15 protein-coding genes are annotated in these 17,377 nt (G+C 60.1%); 11 read left to right on the top strand and 4 right to left on the bottom strand.

All coding sequences use genetic code 11. From position 1 onward, the window contains the following. The 3 genes from ACTJJ6_RS06990 to ACTJJ6_RS07000 form a co-directional block, all read right to left on the bottom strand. On the bottom strand, positions 1-669 hold the full coding sequence (locus ACTJJ6_RS06990) for a methionine ABC transporter permease (protein ID WP_004939505.1): 669 nt from the start codon (positions 667-669) through the stop codon (positions 1-3). After that, positions 662-1,687, bottom strand: coding sequence for a methionine ABC transporter ATP-binding protein (locus ACTJJ6_RS06995; RefSeq protein ID WP_143778721.1), 1,026 nt, complete (start codon positions 1,685-1,687; stop codon positions 662-664). The genes ACTJJ6_RS06990 and ACTJJ6_RS06995 overlap by 8 nt, the downstream gene beginning before the upstream one ends. Positions 1,688-1,923: 236 nt before the next feature. Continuing rightward, positions 1,924-2,367: an acetyltransferase gene (locus ACTJJ6_RS07000; RefSeq protein ID WP_049299489.1), complete on the bottom strand. Its 444-nt coding sequence runs from the start codon at positions 2,365-2,367 to the stop codon at positions 1,924-1,926. A gap of 242 nt (positions 2,368-2,609) precedes the next feature. Here ACTJJ6_RS07000 and ACTJJ6_RS07005 point away from each other — a divergent pair, with 242 nt between their 5' ends. The 3 genes from ACTJJ6_RS07005 (at position 2,610) to ACTJJ6_RS07015 (ending at position 5,305) form a co-directional block, all read left to right on the top strand. Next, positions 2,610-3,482: an oxygenase MpaB family protein gene (locus tag ACTJJ6_RS07005; protein ID WP_049299490.1), complete on the top strand. Its 873-nt coding sequence runs from the start codon at positions 2,610-2,612 to the stop codon at positions 3,480-3,482. Positions 3,483-3,644: 162 nt separating this feature from the next. Continuing rightward, positions 3,645-4,748, top strand: a complete 1,104-nt coding sequence (locus ACTJJ6_RS07010; RefSeq protein ID WP_016928594.1) for a suppressor of fused domain protein — start codon at positions 3,645-3,647, stop codon at positions 4,746-4,748. Between the two features lie 29 nt (positions 4,749-4,777). After that, positions 4,778-5,305 carry a cysteine hydrolase family protein gene (locus ACTJJ6_RS07015; RefSeq protein ID WP_049299491.1) on the top strand — a complete coding sequence of 176 codons (528 nt, stop codon included), beginning with the start codon at positions 4,778-4,780 and terminating at the stop codon, positions 5,303-5,305. 32 nt (positions 5,306-5,337) lie between these two features. Here the strand turns inward: ACTJJ6_RS07015 and ACTJJ6_RS07020 are convergent, their stop codons facing one another. Further along, a complete protein-coding gene (locus tag ACTJJ6_RS07020; RefSeq protein ID WP_049299492.1) occupies positions 5,338-6,213 on the bottom strand; it encodes an NAD(P)-dependent oxidoreductase in 876 nt (291 codons plus the stop codon). A gap of 290 nt (positions 6,214-6,503) precedes the next feature. Here ACTJJ6_RS07020 and trpS point away from each other — a divergent pair, with 290 nt between their 5' ends. The 8 genes from trpS to atzF all read left to right on the top strand — a co-directional run bounded on the left by trpS (position 6,504) and on the right by atzF (position 17,377). Continuing rightward, on the top strand, positions 6,504-7,511 hold the full coding sequence (gene trpS / locus ACTJJ6_RS07025; RefSeq protein ID WP_079450942.1) for a tryptophan--tRNA ligase: 1,008 nt from the start codon (positions 6,504-6,506) through the stop codon (positions 7,509-7,511). A 119-nt stretch (positions 7,512-7,630) separates the two neighbouring features. Beyond that, positions 7,631-8,464, top strand: a complete 834-nt coding sequence (gene phnC, locus ACTJJ6_RS07030) for a phosphonate ABC transporter ATP-binding protein (RefSeq protein WP_004939485.1) — start codon at positions 7,631-7,633, stop codon at positions 8,462-8,464. A gap of 41 nt (positions 8,465-8,505) precedes the next feature. Further along, the gene (phnD, locus tag ACTJJ6_RS07035; RefSeq protein ID WP_004939482.1) at positions 8,506-9,438 is read left to right on the top strand and encodes a phosphonate ABC transporter substrate-binding protein; all 933 of its coding nucleotides are present in this window, start codon (positions 8,506-8,508) and stop codon (positions 9,436-9,438) included. A 78-nt stretch (positions 9,439-9,516) separates the two neighbouring features. After that, positions 9,517-10,380: a phosphonate ABC transporter, permease protein PhnE gene (gene phnE, locus ACTJJ6_RS07040; RefSeq protein ID WP_016928590.1), complete on the top strand. Its 864-nt coding sequence runs from the start codon at positions 9,517-9,519 to the stop codon at positions 10,378-10,380. Beyond that, positions 10,377-11,276, top strand: coding sequence for a phosphonate ABC transporter, permease protein PhnE (gene phnE / locus ACTJJ6_RS07045; RefSeq protein ID WP_033642327.1), 900 nt, complete (start codon positions 10,377-10,379; stop codon positions 11,274-11,276). The genes phnE (ACTJJ6_RS07040) and phnE (ACTJJ6_RS07045) overlap by 4 nt, the downstream gene beginning before the upstream one ends. 229 nt (positions 11,277-11,505) lie before the next feature. Beyond that, the gene (locus tag ACTJJ6_RS07050) at positions 11,506-11,970 is read left to right on the top strand and encodes a DUF1456 family protein (protein WP_004939471.1); all 465 of its coding nucleotides are present in this window, start codon (positions 11,506-11,508) and stop codon (positions 11,968-11,970) included. Between the two features lie 193 nt (positions 11,971-12,163). Next, the gene (locus ACTJJ6_RS07055; RefSeq protein WP_143778724.1) at positions 12,164-15,295 is read left to right on the top strand and encodes a right-handed parallel beta-helix repeat-containing protein; all 3,132 of its coding nucleotides are present in this window, start codon (positions 12,164-12,166) and stop codon (positions 15,293-15,295) included. Positions 15,296-15,547: 252 nt separating this feature from the next. Beyond that, complete coding sequence (gene atzF / locus ACTJJ6_RS07060; RefSeq protein ID WP_440801569.1) at positions 15,548-17,377, top strand: allophanate hydrolase; 1,830 nt, start codon at positions 15,548-15,550, stop codon at positions 17,375-17,377.

The raw sequence follows: 17,377 nt of genomic DNA on the forward strand, positions 1-17,377 counted from the left end.
TTAACGTTTATCGAGCGTTCTTGTCAGGGTGTCGCCAATGAACTGAATGACGAAAACGATCAGCAGGATCGTCAGCGTCGCCACCAGCGTCACGTCACTGTGGTTGCGTTGGAAGCCTTCCAGATAGGCCAGGTTGCCCAGTCCGCCGGCGCCGATCACCCCGGCCATCGCGGTGTAGCTCACCAGCGCGATCAGGGTGACGGTGATGCCGGAAACCAGCGCCGGCGAGCTTTCCGGCAGCAATACGCGGAAAATCAGGGTGCGGTTTTTGGCGCCCATCGAGCGCGCCGCTTCGATCACTCCTTTGTCGACCTCGCGCAGCGCGATCTCCACCAGCCGGGCATAGAACGGCGCCGCGCCGACGATCAGCGCCGGCAGGGCCGCATCTGCGCCGAGAATGGTGCCGATAAGCGACTTGGTGAACGGGATCAGCAGCACGATCAGAATGATGAACGGAATGGAGCGGAAGACGTTGACCAACACGGAGATCAGCGAGTAGACCGCCCGGTTCTGCAACAGCTGGCCCTTCGAGGTTAAAAACAGCAGCACGCCGAGCACGATGCCCAGCACCAGCGTGGCCAAACCGGCGATGCCGGTCATGTACAGCGTTTCCCAGGTGGCGTCCCACAGTTGGTCCAGACGCAGGTGGGGGAACAGGGATTCAATCATGTTGGATAACCTCGACGGCGATGTTTCTTTCGTTCAGCAGGTTGAGCATGTCGGCGACTTGTTGTTCGTTGCCTTCGGCGTGGATGTACAGTTCGCCGAACGAACCGTTGAGGGTGTGGCTGATCTTGCCGTGCAGAATGTTGATGGTCAGGGCGTAGCGCCGGATCACTTCAGAGATCACCGCCTGATGGGTTTGCACGCCGACGAAGGTCAGCTTGAAAATCGCCCCCGGCAGGTGGGCGGTGAGCTGCGGGTTGAAGCTCTCTTCGGTGTCCGCATACTGCGACACCTGTTTGACGAACTGTCGGGTGATCGGCTGCTGCGGCCGGGTGAACACGTCAAGCACCGGGCCTTCTTCGACGATGCGGCCGTTTTCCATCACCGCCACGCGGTGGCAGATTTTGCGCACCACGTGCATCTCGTGGGTGATTAGCACGATGGTCAATTTCAGCTGACGGTTGATGTCCAACAGCAGGTCGAGAATGGCGTCGGTGGTCTGCGGATCGAGCGCCGAGGTGGCCTCGTCGCACAGCAGCACGCTCGGGTTATTGGCCAGCGCGCGGGCGATGCCGACGCGCTGCTTTTGACCGCCGCTGAGCTGCGACGGGTAGGCGTTTTCGCGCCCCTGCAGGCCGACCAGCGCGATCAGTTCCGCCACGCGCGGCGCAATCTGCGCCTTGGGCACGCCGGCGATCTGCATGGAAAACGCGATGTTCTGGCTGACGGTGCGCGACCACAGCAGGTTGAAGTGCTGAAACACCATGCTGATTTTCAGGCGCGCCTGGCGCAGATGGCTGCCTTTGGCGCGGGCGATATCAAAACCGCCCACGTCAATGCGGCCGCTGGTGGGCGTTTCCAGGCCGTTGAGCAGGCGGATGAGGGTGCTTTTGCCGGCGCCGCTGTAGCCGATGATGCCGTAAATTTGCCCGGCCTCTACCGCCAGGCTGACGTTGTCTACCGCCACGACGCGGCCCTGTGTGCTGTCAAAAGTTTTGCAAACGTTCGAAAGAACGATCATAGCGAAGCGGATCCTTATCGATACATCACAGCATTCCGTCCAGAGCGCGGTGCGCCGGACAGAGATCGTTCGGCTTTTCGGCTGACGGAACCTCTGTTGCGGGTGAATACCGGGCAATCCTACCGAGGGTTTATAGTGACAGGAAGAATGTAAAATCTATTACTTATTCTGATTTGATATATAAAGCAGCGGGGGAGGCGGGGGAAGAAACCGGCCGCAGGGCGGCCGGCGGAGGGCTAGCGTTTTTCCAGCTTCATGTGCAGCAGCGGGAACGGGTTGCCCTGGCCGTCGAGCGGCGAGCGGCCGGTGATGACAAACCCGTAGTGGCGGTAGAAGCCGCTGGCCTGCGGATTTTGCTCGTTCACGTCCAGCTGCAGCTCATCGTGCAGCGTTTCCGCGTGGGTCAGCAGCGCTTTGCCCACCCCTTTGCCGCGCTGATCCGCGTCGATAAACAACATCTCCACCTTGTTGCCGTTCAGGCCGATAAAGCCGCAGGGATGCCCCGGGCGTTCTTCGGCCACCCAAACGTTGACCGCCGGCAGGTAGTCGTTCAGCACCAACGGGAACAGCTGCGTGATGTTGTCTTCGGTTAAAAAATGGTGGGTGGCGCGCACCGAACGCAGCCAGATATCTGCCAATTGCGCGTTGTCTTCCGCCGCGCGTGCTCTGATGGTAATCATCGAACTCTCTGCTATCTAAGTTGAAGGAAAAGAAACTAGATAGAGGTTTTGTGGGGTTAGTGCCGAATTAACGTGGGTTAACGCCCTGCAAAGCGCCTCTGCAGTGGATCGAATAGGCCCGCTTTGTTGCAAGCGGTATAACAACTGTAATTCAGTAAGTTAATGCTTTCAACCGCCGCAGGGCGCAATGAGGCGCTCGCCGCGTGTTACACTGGCCGCTGAATGAGCAAGAGGGCGGCAGGATGGAAGCGGTACGCGCAGCGATAGAGAAACAGGTGCTCAGCCTGACCGGGCTGGCGCTCGGCGGCGTCGATTTTGAGAATCCGCCCGGCGATCCGGGGCTGTTCGGCCCGCAGTCTGTCATCTGGCAGGTACATCGCGATTTCACGCCGATGCTGTGCGGCGGCGTCAGCGCCTTGCTGCTGCAAATGCTGCACCCGCTGGCGCTGGCCGGCGTATGGGATCACTCCAATTTTCGCGACGATATGATCGGCCGCCTGCGCCGCACCAGCCAGTTCGTGTCGGTCACCACCTTCGGCCCGACCGCCGAGGCGGAGCGGCTGATCGCCAAAGTCAAAGCCATCCATCTGCGGGTAACCGGCGTCGGCGGCGACGGCACGCCTTATGCCGCCAGCGATCCGGCGCTGCTGACCTGGGTGCACGTGGCGGAGAGCAGCCGCTTTCTGGCCAGCCACCTGCGCTACCGTAACCCCCATCTTTCCCGCGATTTGCAGGATCAATACTATCGTGAAGCGGCGCGCGTGGCCGCCGCGCTGGGAGCCACTGAAATACCTCAGTCCTGCGCGGAGGTCGAAGAATACCTGCAGGCGATGCGGCCGCAGCTGGTGTGCGATGAACGCACCCAAGAGGTGGCGCGCATTCTGCTGAAGGCGCCGGCGCCGAGCGCGTTGGCGCGCCCGCTCGGCGGGGTGGTGATGCAGGCGGGCATCGATCTGTTGCCCGACTGGGCGCAGCGGCAGTTCGGTTTTCATCCGGGCGCGCTGCGGCGGCGGCTGGTGCGAACGGGCGCCGCCGGTTTGGGCAAGGTGCTGGGCGCGTCGATGCGCAACGGTTCCTATCAGCGCGCGGTGCGGCGCATCACTCGGCCGTCATGAGCCGCAGCCGCTATAATTAGCCTTTGTTTATCTTCGTTTACGGCCGTTTTTGAGACTTTTACGGGTGATCCGGCCAGTAATGCGTTTTACACTTGGGGCAAAGCCACATTCCATTTTTGGCGCGCAGCCGATTCTGCCGCGCCCTGACCCTATTGAGGTGATATGAACGAGTCATACGTACTTGCTGAAGTCAGCAATGAGAACCAGACGCTGGTCGCGGTGGTTCAGCAAGATCACCGGGCAGCCTATTTTTACATCTATCCCGCCGAAGCCTACAGCGATCGCTATCAGGTGCGCGCCTGCTGGCTGCGCAACCTGGCCGCCGCGCCGCTGCAGGAGGATCGCGCCGCGTTGGAACAAGGGCAGCCGCCGATGCTGGCGGCGGAGTTTTGCCGCAACCTGGAAGGGGAAGCGCCGCTGAACCCGGAAGGGCTGATGGTGGTGTGGAGCGAAAGCGACGACGGCGCGGCCCTGTGGTATTACGGCCAACTGCTGGCGGTGATCCCCGGCTGGAGCCTGTATATCGACCATTCGGTGTGCTATTCGGCCAGCTGCATCAAGGAGAGCCCACTGGCCTATCCGCTCGGTTCGGCCTCGACCAACACGCAATATGCGCAGGCGGAAAGCACCCGGCAGTTTTGGCGCAGCTGGCAGCGTGAAGAGGGCAATCCGTGGCCGAAGATGCAGCGCGATTTTCAGGCGCGCTATGAGCAGCATTTCGGCCCTTCGGTAAAATATTACGCCATCGATCAGGGCAAGTGGCCGCCGATGGCCATCACTCAGCACGAGCGCGACGGCATCTATTACTTCCTCACCATGGGGGTCAGCATCCGGCCGATGCCGTGGGTGGAGATCCTGTTCAACGACGAGGCTTCGCGCTATCGCCGCATGGAGATGGCGATCGCCATCGACAGCCAATACATGACCGAAGACAACGCGGTGCAGATGGCCAGCGCGCTGGCCGGTTTCGCGCACGCGCCGTGGGCGCGGTTGACCTGGATCGGCGAAGGGCACACGCTGGAGTCCGACGTGGCGCCGTTGGGCTACGAAGGCTATATTTTATCGTCGTCCTTCTATCCGCATCACGCGCACCTGGCGTTGCCGCAGCAGTACGGCGACCCGGTGAACCTGTTTTGGGCCAGCCCGGTGTTTACCGCCGAGCGTCAGCTGGCGCACGCCACGCCGAACGGCGGGCACGATCTGGTGAACCGGCTGCGCGAGCAGGGCGTTGACCACATTTTCCGCCCGCGCCAGCCGGTGTGCTGACGCCATTTATCTTCTCTTCGGGAGCCGCCATGACCACCGCGCTGTTGATTATCGATTTGCAGGAAGGGTTGTTTACGCCGCCGCCGGCGGATGCCGCGGGCACCGTTGCGCGCATCAATCAGTTGAGCGAGCGCGCCCGCCGGGCGGGCGTGCCGGTGATCGTGATTCAGCACCACACGCCGGACGACGAACTGCCGCACGGCAGCACCGCCTGGCAAGTGCTCGCGGCGCTGAAGGTGGCGCCGGGCGACCATCGGGTGGATAAAACCACGCCGGACTCGTTCCTGCGCACCTCGCTCGGCGCGTTGCTGATCGCCAACGGCGTATCGCAGCTGGTGGTTTGCGGCTACTCCACGCCGTTTTGCATCGATACCACGGTGCGCAGCGCCGCGGCGCGCGGCTATCCGGTGACGCTGGCGGCGGATGCGCACACCTGCCACGACAAATCCTATGCCGACGGTTTGCTGATCCGCACCCACCATAACGAGACGTTATCGAATATCGACAGCTTCGGCGTGCCGATCCGCGCCGTGCCCGCGGCGGACATCGTGTTCTGAGTACGGAAAACGGGGGCTAACGCCCCCGTTCGTTATTTCAGGCCCGCCCGCCGCGCCGCCACCTTGGCCAGCGCCGCCCAGTCCAGATCCGCATCCCCCTGCGCCATCGCGTCGAGGAAATTGTCTTTCAGCACCCCGGCGAACGGCATCGGCGTATGGCTGTCGGCGCCGGCGGCCAGCGCCAGCCCGACGTCCTTCAGCCCCAGCGCCAGGCGGAATCCGGCGGGTGAATACTTCTCGGCGGCGATCAGCGCGCCATAGCCCTGATAGGCCGGGGCGGCGAAGACGGTGCCGCTCAGCATCTGCAGGTAGTCGGCGCCGGACACGCCATAGTTGCGCACCAGCGCGCTGCCTTCCGCCATTGCTTCAATGGCGCTGGCCAGCGTAAAGTTGGTGGCGATTTTGACCACGTTGGCCTGCGCCGGATCGGCGCCGAAGTGCCAGGTTTTCTGGCCGAGGGCATCGAACAGCGGCTGCGCTTGCTTCAGCCGCTCGCTATCGCCGGCCGCCAGAATATTCAGTTTGCCGGCGGCGGCCACATCGACCCGTCCCAGCACCGGCGCGGCGAGATAACCGATGCCGTGCTCCTCATGCAGCGTCGTCAAACGTTTGGCGAGTTCGACCGAGATAGTCGCCATATTGATATGCAGCGCGCCCGGTTTCATCCGTTGCAGCAATCCGCTGTCCACCACCACCTGCTGCGTGGCGGCATCGTCGGCCAGCATGGTGATCAGCACGTCGGCATCGGCCAACTGTTCCGGCCGTTCGACCTGCCGCGCGCCGGCGCTCACCAGCGGCTGCGCCGCCTGCGGCGAGCGGTTCCATACCGTTAAGGCGAAGCCCGCCTGCAACAGGTTGGCCGCCATGGCGCTGCCCATCCCACCCAGTCCGGCAAATCCGATCTTCATCATGCGCTCCTTTTTCAGGTTGAAGGTTTTACCCTAGCGCGCCAGGCCAGGAACGCAAATGCCGGAGTGTAACGCCGTCTTACGCGCCGGCGGTGGGCTATTGACGCGCTGCCGCGGCGGGTATACCTTGATGGCATGAATATATTGATGCACTCCACCCACAATCAGTCATGGTGGCGCCTCTTCTGAGGCGGCACGAGTATTCACATCTCTTTTTAATGCCGCCGGTTTGGCGGCATTATTTTTTGTGGCGTTGATCCGGCGGTCTACAGACCTTCAGGAGCACTGCCATGAGCTACACCATTCTTACCGGCGATCGCGCCACCGGCCCACTGCATTTAGGCCACTTCGTCGGCTCGCTGCGCCAGCGCGTCGCACTGCAGCACCAGCATAACCAAACGGTGATGGTGGCGGATCTGCAGGGCCTGACCGACAACGGCAACAACCCGCAAAAAATCAGCGCCAACGTGCTCAACGTCGTGGCCGACTATCTGGCGGTTGGCATCGATCCGCACAAGACCACGATCTGCCTGCAGTCGGCGCTGCCGGCGTTGGCCGAGCTGACGATGTACTACCTCAACCTGGTCAGCGTGGCGCGGCTGGAACGCAACCCGACGGTGAAAAGCGAAATCGCCGAGAAGGATTTCGCCCGCAGCCTGCCGGCCGGTTTTCTGATCTATCCGGTCAGCCAGGCGGCGGACATCACCGCCTTCGGCGCCACCCACGTGCCGGTCGGCGAGGATCAACTGCCGATGCTGGAGCAAACCAACGAGATCGTGCGGCGCTTCAACCACATCGTCGGCCAACCGATATTAACGGAGTGCCAGCCGCTGTTAAGCAACGTCGGGCGTCTGCCGGGGCTGGACGGGCAGGGCAAAATGTCGAAATCGCGCGGCAACGCCATCCCGCTTGGCGCCGGCGCCGACGAGGTGCACAAGGCGGTGATGAGCATGTTCACCGATCCCGGCCATCTCAACGTCAGCGATCCCGGCCGGGTGGAGGGCAACATGGTGTTCACCTATCTGGACGCCTTTTGCGAAGACGCCGCGCTGGTGGCGGAACTGAAGGCGCACTACCGCCGCGGCGGGTTGGGGGACGTGAAGATCAAACGGCTGCTGGAGGATTGTCTGCAGAGCCTGCTCGAACCGATCCGCACCCGCCGCGCCGAATTCATCGCCGATAAAGGCGAGCTGACGCGCATCCTGCAGCACGGCACCCGCCGCGCGCATCAGGTCAGCCAGCGGACGCTGCAGCAGGTCAAGGCGGCGCTGGGGCTGGACTTCTTCACCCTGGCGTGAGGCGTACACCGGGGGGCGGCACGCGTCACGCCCCGGCCATAAAACCATCATCCCACTGTCATAAACTTATCCGTTAATAGGTGCCCATAATGATTAGCCACTGAAACCAGAGAAATCATATGGCTCAGGCACTGTTAAAATTGGCGCAGCACGAGTTCCCAGGGCAGCACGCCGCCGCATCCCGCAAAGTGTTATCGGTAAAGGGGCTCGGCAAAGCTTACAAAGCGCAGCAGCGCGTGCTGGATGACATCAATTTCGATCTGCACGCCGGCGAATTCGTGGCGGTGATCGGCCGCTCCGGCGCGGGCAAGTCCACGCTGTTGCATACCCTCAACGGCACCATTCCTTCCAGCTGCGGTGAGATGCTGCACTTCGAAGACGATGGCGTGGCGCAGGATATCGCCCAGCTTGCCGGCCGCCAGATGCGCCAGTGGCGCGCGCGCTGCGGCATGATCTTCCAGGACTTCTGCCTGGTGCCGCGGCTGGACGTGATGACCAACGTGTTGCTGGGCCGCCTGAGCCACACCTCCACCCTGAAATCCTTCTTCAAACTGTTCGATGACGCCGACCGCGCTCGCGCCATCGAGCTGTTGCAGTGGCTCAACATGCTGCCGCACGCGCTGCAGCGCGCCGAGCACCTTTCCGGCGGTCAGATGCAGCGCGTCGCTATCTGCCGCGCGCTGATGCAAAACCCGCAAATCCTGCTGGCCGATGAGCCGGTGGCGTCGCTCGATCCGAAAAACACCCGCCGCATCATGGACGCGCTGCAGAAAATCAGCGAAGACGGCATCGCGGTGATGGTGAACCTGCACTCGGTCGAACTGGTGAAAGAGTATTGCTCGCGGGTGATCGGCATCGCCCACGGGAAGATCGTGTTTGACGGGCATCCTTCGCAACTGAACGAACGGATCCTGCACCAGCTGTATGGCGAAGAAGCCAATCAGATCCATTGAAGCACTTTTGACCTTTACCCTTTACACACAAGGCACACCTGATGAAAAAAGTATTGAGTCTGACCACCCTGATGGCCGGCGCGATGATGGTATTTAATGCTGCCGCAGCGGATGCGCCGAAAGAGCTGAACCTGGGCATTCTCGGCGGCCAGAACGCCACCCAGCAGATCGGCGATAACCAGTGCGTGAAGCAGTTCCTGGATAAAGAGCTGAACGTCGATACCAAGCTGCGCAACTCGTCCGACTATTCCGGCGTGATCCAGGGCCTGCTGGGCGGCAAGATTGACCTGGTGCTGAGCATGTCGCCGTCGTCGTTCGCCTCGGTCTACATCAAGGATCCGAAAGCGGTGGACATCGTCGGCATCGCGGTCGACGACGTTGACCAGTCGCGCGGCTACCACTCGGTGGTGGTGGTGAAGGCCGGCAGCCCGTACCAGAAACTGGAAGACTTGAAAGGCAAGGCCATCGGCTTCGCCGATCCGGATTCGACCTCCGGCTTCCTGATCCCGAACCAGGCGTTTAAAAAGCTGTTCGGCGGCACGGTCGACAATAAATACAACAACACCTTCTCCAGCGTCACCTTCTCCGGCGGCCACGAGCAGGACATCCTCGGCGTGCTGAACGGCCAGTTCGAAGGCGCGGTGACCTGGGCGTCGATGATTGGCGACTACAACACCGGCTACACCAGCGGCGCGTTCACCCGCATGATCCGCATGGATCACCCGGACCTGATGAAGCAGATCCGCATCATTTGGCAGTCGCCGCTGATCCCGAACGGCCCGATCCTGGTGAGCAACTCGCTGCCGGCCGACTTCAAGGCCAAAGTGGTCACCGCCATCAAGAAGCTGGATAAAGACGATCACGCGTGCTTTATCAAAGCGATGGGCGGCAAACAGCACATCGGCGACACTACCCTGGCGGAATACCAGACCATCATCGATATGAAGCGCGAGCTGACCAAAGGCGACCGTTAATTCCCGGCTGCCTCGGCCGTCCGAATGAAGGGGTTCAGCGTGCTGAACCCCTTGTTCCATCAAGATGGAAGACCTGCTTTGAATACCGATTTCGCACACTATTACCAACGGATCCGCAGCAAGCAAAAACGCGAAGCGCTGCTGTGGTCGCTCGGGCTGGTGGTGCTGTACCTGGGCGCCGGCAACCTCGCCGAGTTCAACCTGCACACCGTCTGGGTGTCTATTCCGCACTTCTTCGACTATCTGGCCGAAACCGTTCCAACGTTGCACTGGAACCTGCTGTTCGCCGACGGGCGCACCGAAGGCTCGCTGGCCTACTGGGGCTATCGCCTGAATATCCAGCTGCCGCTGATCTGGGAGACCCTGCAGCTGGCGCTGGCGGCGACCATTTTCTCGGTGCTGGTGGCGACCGTGCTGGCGTTTCTGGCCGCCGGCAATACCTATACCCCCGCCTCGGTGCGGCTGGCGATCCGCACGCTGGTGGCGTTCTTGCGCACCATGCCGGAGCTGGCGTGGGCGGTGATGTTCGTGATGGCGTTCGGCATCGGCGCCATTCCCGGCTTCCTGGCGCTGGCGCTGCACACCATCGGCAGCCTGACCAAGCTGTTCTACGAATCGATCGAAACCGCCTCCAACAAACCGGTGCGTGGGCTGGCGGCCTGCGGCGCTACGCCGCTGCAGCGCATGCGCTTTGGCCTGTGGCCGCAGGTGAAGCCGGTGTTTCTCTCCTACAGCTTCATGCGGCTGGAGATCAACTTCCGTCAGTCGACCATTTTGGGGCTGGTGGGGGCGGGCGGCATCGGCCAGGAGCTGATGACCAACATTAAACTCGACCGTTACGATCAGGTCAGCATGACGCTGCTGCTGATCATCGTGGTGGTTTCCGTGCTCGACTACGTGTCGGGCGAGCTGCGCAAGCGCGTGGTGGAGGGGGCAAAATGACAGCGGGCACTCCGGCGTCGGCGGAAACGCTGCGCCAGCTAAAACAGCAGCATCCGGCGATCTTCGCGCAGCAGGGGCGCTACCTGCGCACCGTCGGCCTGATCGCCTTGGCGATCGTGCTGTACTACGTGTTCTTCTTCCTGGTCTTCGGCATTAGCTGGCCGCAGTTTATCAACGGCTGCCAGCAGCTGGGGCGCTATTTCCTGCGCATGTTCGTCTGGCACGACTTCGCCAACTGGCCGTTCATGTACTACTTCCAGCAGATCGGCATCACCATCGCCATCGTGTTCGCCGGCACCATCACCGCGTCGCTGATCGCGCTGCCGCTGTCGTTCTTCGCCGCGCGCAACGTGATGTCGACGCCGCTGCTGCGGCCGATTTCGGTGCTGGTGCGCCGCTTGCTGGACGTGCTGCGCGGCATCGACATGGCGATCTGGGGGCTGATCTTCGTGCGCGCCGTCGGCATGGGGCCGCTCGCCGGGGTGTTGGCTATCGTGATGCAGGACGTCGGGCTGTTGGGCAAACTGTACGCCGAAGGCCATGAGGCGGTGGACAAGTCCCCCAGCCGCGGCCTGACGGCGGTGGGCGCCAACGGGTTGCAGAAGCACCGCTACGGCATTTTCACCCAGTCGTTCCCCACCTTCCTGGCGCTCAGCCTGTATCAGATCGAGTCCAACACCCGCTCTGCGGCGGTGCTGGGCTTCGTCGGCGCCGGCGGCATCGGCCTGGTGTACGCGGAGAACATGCGGCTGTGGAACTGGGACGTGGTGATGTTCATCACTCTGATCCTGGTGGTGGTGGTGATGATCATGGACAAGGTCTCGTCAATGCTGCGCAACAAGTACATCATCGGCGAAGACATCCCGCTATATCAGCAAAAAAGCCAAATCGATTGAGAAACCCCTTGCCGATCCCTATACTGCCGCACATTCAAGGTGTGCGGCCATACCCGTCATACTTGGAGCTGCCTCTTTGTTGGCTGCATTTGCGCGCCCCGGTCACATAGTTAACTATGCTCCGGGGCTTACAAATTTGCCGCCGCGATGCAACTCCAATTATTTTGGGTATGGGGCATTTTTTTACAATGCGCACGTCCCCGTTAGACAAATAAGGCAATGCAATCCCATGATGAACAACGACGTGCTGCGCAGCGTGCGCTATATGCTGAGCATTAACAACGCCAAAATGGTCGAGATTATCAAACTGGACGATTTCGAGGTGGCGGTGTCGGCGATGGACGCTTACGTGATCAAAGAAGGCGAGCCGGGCTACGAGAAGTGCCCGGACGAAGTGATGGCGCACTTCCTCAACGGCCTGGTGTTCTTCAAACGCGGCAAGGACGACAAGTTCCCGGCGCCGGCGGTTGAGCTGCCAATCACCAACAACCTGGTGCTGAAAAAGCTGCGCGTGGCGTTCGAGCTGAAAGACACCGACATGCACCAGATCTTCACCGCGGTGGACTTCCGCATCTCCAAGCCGGAGCTGAGCGCGCTGTTCCGCAAAGAGGGCACCAAGAACTACCGCCCGTGCGGCGATCAGATGCTGCGCTACTTCCTCAAAGGGCTGGCGCAGCGCGTTCGCGGCGAGTAACGCGTAGCGTTCACCGAACATCAGGCGCAATCGCAAGGTTGCGCCTTTTTTATTGCCCCTCTCCCGCCCGCCGTTGTTGTACTGGCCCTCAGCCATCCGCCATTGATGGTGGGCGTGCCGCCCGTCCGGTTACTTTCTCATGGTTCGTTCAATTCAATGTCGATTGAAACGTAAAATCCAGAGGAGTAGTTCAATGGCTCAAATGTCAAAAGAAGATCCGCAGTTTAACGCCGCTCAGGTCAATGACGGCGGCGAATTCGCTGAATATACCCCTGAACAGTTCGGCGCCGTAGGCGATGGCCTGGCTGACGATCGAGATGCCGTCAGCGCCATGTTCGCTAAAGTGGCGATTGACGCCGCTAACTCGATGAAAAAACGCCAGGTCAGAATGGCGAATGTCTATCGGTTGACGTTGGGTTCGGCTTGGCAGCCTCTGCAGATCCCTAGCAACTGCCATATTTATGGCGGTGGTGAAATTCACTTGGATGACGATACGCCTCAAATCAACATTTTTAATACCGTTGAACAGTCGAATTTCATCGTGGAAGATCTGAGGATCACGAGAAAGGTGACTCAGAAAGATGCAGATCCTATTTGGTGGTATGCCACTCGCGCGTGTACCGGCATGGCTTTCACCCGTTGTGAACACTTCACCGTGAGAAATTGTGTCATCAGTATGCATACTGATGCTTTGGGCCTTTCTGACTGTACGTCAGTTACCCTTGAGAACAATTTACTTAAAGATTTGGGAGAGGAACCTATCGCAGTTCGTGGCGGCCGCCATATTACGATCCAGAATAACGAGCTGACGAATCACCAGGGTGACGGGATCTTGCTGAAAACGGGCGTGAACCGAGATGCTTATGACATCTTGATTGTGAACAATCATATTCATGATGGACATAAACCCGCTAAACCCGCTGGGGCCGGGCATACGCAAAGAGGGGGTGGGGTGACATTGAATAATGAAGTGACCGGCACGCCTCATTCATTCACTAACCTGACCGTTGCCAATAACCATATTGTTAATACCAGCTATGGCATCTCGCTGGGTGGAATCAGTGACATTAATATCTCTAATAACTATATCAAAACGATTGAAAGGTTCGGCATTCAGATCGACTATTCCTTAGTAAATAACCCCACCAAAATCCCTACGAATAATTCACGAATTATTGGGAATCACGTTGAAGATACCGTTGAGAATGGCATCGACTATCACGGCAATAACGATATTTCTGTCGCGGAGTCCGTTATCGCAGATAACTTTTTAAATTACTGTGGTAACTCCACGACGTCGGCCTTCAATGGCATTGCCGCAACGGAGGCGACCCTCTCAGGCAATATTATCAATAACTGTAAGGTCGCTCTGTTCGCCAATAGCTGCGTGATGACCGGCAACAAGATAACCAACTCCGGATGGACCAGCAGCCAGGTATGGATCAAGCTCTATGGCGACCGTACGGTGTTTTCCGGCAACCGGGTAACGGACTCTGATTTTGGCTATATCCGCTTTTTGAATGGGAAAAACGCCATTATTGAAGGGAATGTGATTAAGCTTGCTGCGCCTGCTCGGGCGCTGGAGTTAGGCGGGGCATTTGACGAAACGACCCTCATTGGCAAGAACGCCTGGGATTGCGCTTTTAAACCGATTCTCTCTACGATTGCAGGGGTAACGGGCAATCAACTCATTCAGTATTCCTTCCCGAATGAAGGCGTGCCCCACATTACCCCTCAGATGTTCGGCGCGAAGGGCGATTGGAATGATACAGCTGGCGTTGGTACGGATGATACGCAGGCGTTTAAACAGGCTATAGCTTATGCGATTAGCCAAGGCTGCAAGAAGCTCTATGTTCCTGCCGGCAACTATTACATTACAGATACCTTAAATTTAGGGGGAGAAAACTACACCGGAGATAAAGGCATTGCGATAGAGGGTGAAAATTGGATTAGTACGAAATTCTTCTTTAAGCCGACGTCTAATGATCATGCATGTTTTGAGTCGAAAGGCGGTTCCGGGATCCATACCAACAGATATATCAGCGATGTGACGATTACGCCGGCCAAGGGCGCGTTATATACGGGCACCGGCTATCGGATCAATGGTTCCTGTTTCATGCGGCATGAAAGATTGCTGATTATGAAGTTTTTTGTGAACTTACACCTGTTGAACGGCTATGCCGGCGCGTTTACCGAGTTCGTCAGTTTTCACTCTTGCCGGTTCCACCGTGGCTTGTCGAACATCTTGATGGAAAGCAATGGCGGGGATAGCTCCTTCCACGGCGTGGGGTTCCATGAAATTCAATGTCAGATCAAGGTCTCCGGCAACCCGGGCGATGGTGGCACAAATACGGATGCCGGCGTGGGGCTGGAGTTGAGAGGAAACGCCAACAGCGTAACGTGGTACAACGGTTTCTGCTATATCCACCTGTTCGGCGGCGTCGGCGCTACGGCGATCAAACTCACCCGAACCAACACCGATAACATCCTGGGGCAGTTTACTTGCGAAGGTGAAACCATTCTTCAGAGTGATGGAAGCACCTTTGAATGTCGGGGCGGTTTCTATAACGTGGGTAATACCACTTACAATGTGGCTGCAGAACCGGTAAACGGCATCGCGGCGGCATTTGTGTTTGATAACATGCTGAGCAATACGACAAGATTCGCCAACGCGGCAATCGCCGATATGGCTCCTAGGCAACTTCCGTGGTCCTTGGCGGACAGGGCCAGCCATGGCGCTTATCCGGCCATTTTCCATGGTATCAAGGACGGCTCCGATAACCTGTTCTATGCCGCCAAAGGAGGGAGTATCAGCTACCATTATTTTGGCGGCATTTCTCCAGGCAATAACCTTCAGGGGTTTGAACCGGGCGTCAGGTTGGCTCAGGACGGGGCTTCTTTAATTAGTTTTTCACCTAAGTTTACGCTTGGCGCTAATAACAATACGACCAGCAGCGGCGTATCCATCTCCCCGGCGGATTTTTCGCCGCAGAAGGATATCGCGACCGCCTTAGGACAACCCTCATTTAAATGGAGCGGGTTGTACACCAAGCAGTTAACGGTTGCGGATAATGGCATCTATCCGGCCGGTAACGGCGCTTATCCTATTGGTGGGCCGAATAACCAATTCTCCTCCGGCCACATAAAAGTGTTGAATATTTATGATTCAGCGAACGTGAACGGAGATCCTGTAGGTGTCAGAGTTGCTGTCCCCGCTTCGGCCGTTGCGCCCGGTAAAATAGGCCAATGGTCGGCAGACTCCACGTTCTTTTATATTTGCACGGCGGCCAATACCTGGAGAAGGGTAGCGCTCACCACATGGTAGGTACTGAGCTTGCGGCTGACGGTTGACCTATCCCCATCGACCTCCGGGGCGGCGAGTGTCGTCGCCCCGGTTTTTTCTCTGCGCCATCCCGCCATTGCACTCTTTTTGTTCCCCGCTGCGCGCCGCTGGTGCAGCCCGTTCGCCGCCGTCGTCATAAGTTTTAATTATAATTTATTGAAATCATGAGATTAAAAACTGGCACGCCGGTTGCTCTGTTGAATCCCATCTTGTGTACCAGATGGAATTCAGTCGATGAGCGAACCTGTTGAAGCGTGCGGTTTTACCCTCAGTGAATGGCAGCACCATTATCAAACCCGTCCGGCGGGCGAGCGCCTCGCCTGCGTCAGTGCGACGATCGAAACGTTGGTCGCCGGCCTGAACCCGGACGATAACGCCTGGCTGTATCTCGCCACGCCGGCGCAGCGCGAGCAGCAGTATCAACAGCTGGCGCAACGGCTGGCGGCGGTCGCCGGCGATCTCAGCCGCCTGCCGCTGTTCGGCGTGCCCTTCGCCATCAAAGACAATATCGACGTCGGCGGCTGGCCAACCAGCGCCGCCTGCCCGGCGTTCACCTACCAGGCCGCGGCGGACGCTACCGTGGTCGCCCACCTGCGCGCCGCCGGGGCGATCGCCCTCGGTAAAACCAACCTCGACCAGTTCGCTACCGGGTTGGTGGGCACCCGCTCACCTTATGGCGCGGTGGTCAACAGCTTCGACAGCCGCTACGTCAGCGGCGGTTCCAGTTCCGGCTCCGCCTCGGTGGTGGCGCGCGGCCTGGTGCCGTTTGCGCTGGGCACCGACACCGCCGGTTCGGGACGCGTGCCTGCCGGGTTCAACAACATCGTCGGGCTGAAGCCGACCAAGGGGCGGTTATCCAACTGCGGCGTGGTGCCGGCCTGCCGGTTGAACGATACGGTGTCGGTCTTCGCGCTGACGGTGGCCGACGCCGCGCAGGTGGCGGAACTGGCGAGCGGCTTTGACGCGGCAGACCCGTATTCCCGCCCCGATCCGCATACCGCGCCGGCGGATATCCCCGCCGCGCCGCGTTTCGCCGTTCCCGCCCAGCTGGAGTTTTTCGGCGACGTGCAGGCCGAGCGGGCGTTTCACCAGGCGCTGGCGCAGCTGCAGGCGGGCGGCGCCACGCTGGAACCCCTCGATTTCGCGCCGTTTCGCACTCTGGCGGAACAGCTGTATTACGGCCCCTGGGTGGCGGAGCGCACGGTAGCCATTGAGCAGGTGCTGGAAGCGAACCCGCAGGCCATCGATCCGGTGGTGCGCGGCATCGTCGGCAACGGCCTCGGCTACAGCGCCTGCGACGCCTACAAGGCGGAATACCTGCGCGCCGAGCTGGCGCGGCAAATCGCCCAGCGGCTGGCGCCGTTCGACGCGCTGGTGGTGCCGACCGCGCCCACTATCCGCACCCTGGCGGAGATGGCGCAGGAGCCGGTGCTGTTCAATTCGCAGTTCGGCACTTACACCAATTTCACCAACCTGGCCGATCTGAGCGCGCTGGCGCTGCCGGGGCCGCTGCGCGAAGACGGTCTGCCGGCGGGCATCACTCTGATTGCGCCCGCCTGGCATGACCGGGCGCTGGCGGCGTTTGGCCTGCGCTGGCAACGGCAAAGCGCCTTGCCGCTCGGGGCCATCGGCCGGGCATTGCCGCCGCAGCCTGTGCCTGCGCCGTCCACAGGGCATGTGCGTCTGGCGGTAGTGGGCGCTCACCTCAGCGGCATGCCGCTCAACGTCCAACTGACGCAGCGCGATGCGGTGCGGGTGGAACAAACCGTCACCGCTCCCTGTTACCGCCTGTACGCGTTGGCCGATACCGAGCCGCCGAAGCCGGGGCTGGCGCGCGCGGCGCAGGGGGCGGCGATCCGCGTTGAGCTGTGGGACATCCCGCTGGCCCGTTTCGGCGAGTTTGTGGCGGAAATTCCGGCGCCATTGGGCATCGGCACGCTGCTGCTGGCGGACGGCCGACGGGTGAAGGGGTTTATCTGCGAAGCCTGGGCGCTGGAAGGCGCCACGGATATCACTGAGTTTGGCGGCTGGCGTGATTATCTCGCCAGCGTTGAGGGGGCATGA

Origin of the sequence: Serratia sp. 22278, assembly GCF_052045405.1 — a bacterium.
Taxonomy (GTDB): domain Bacteria; phylum Pseudomonadota; class Gammaproteobacteria; order Enterobacterales; family Enterobacteriaceae; genus Serratia; species Serratia marcescens.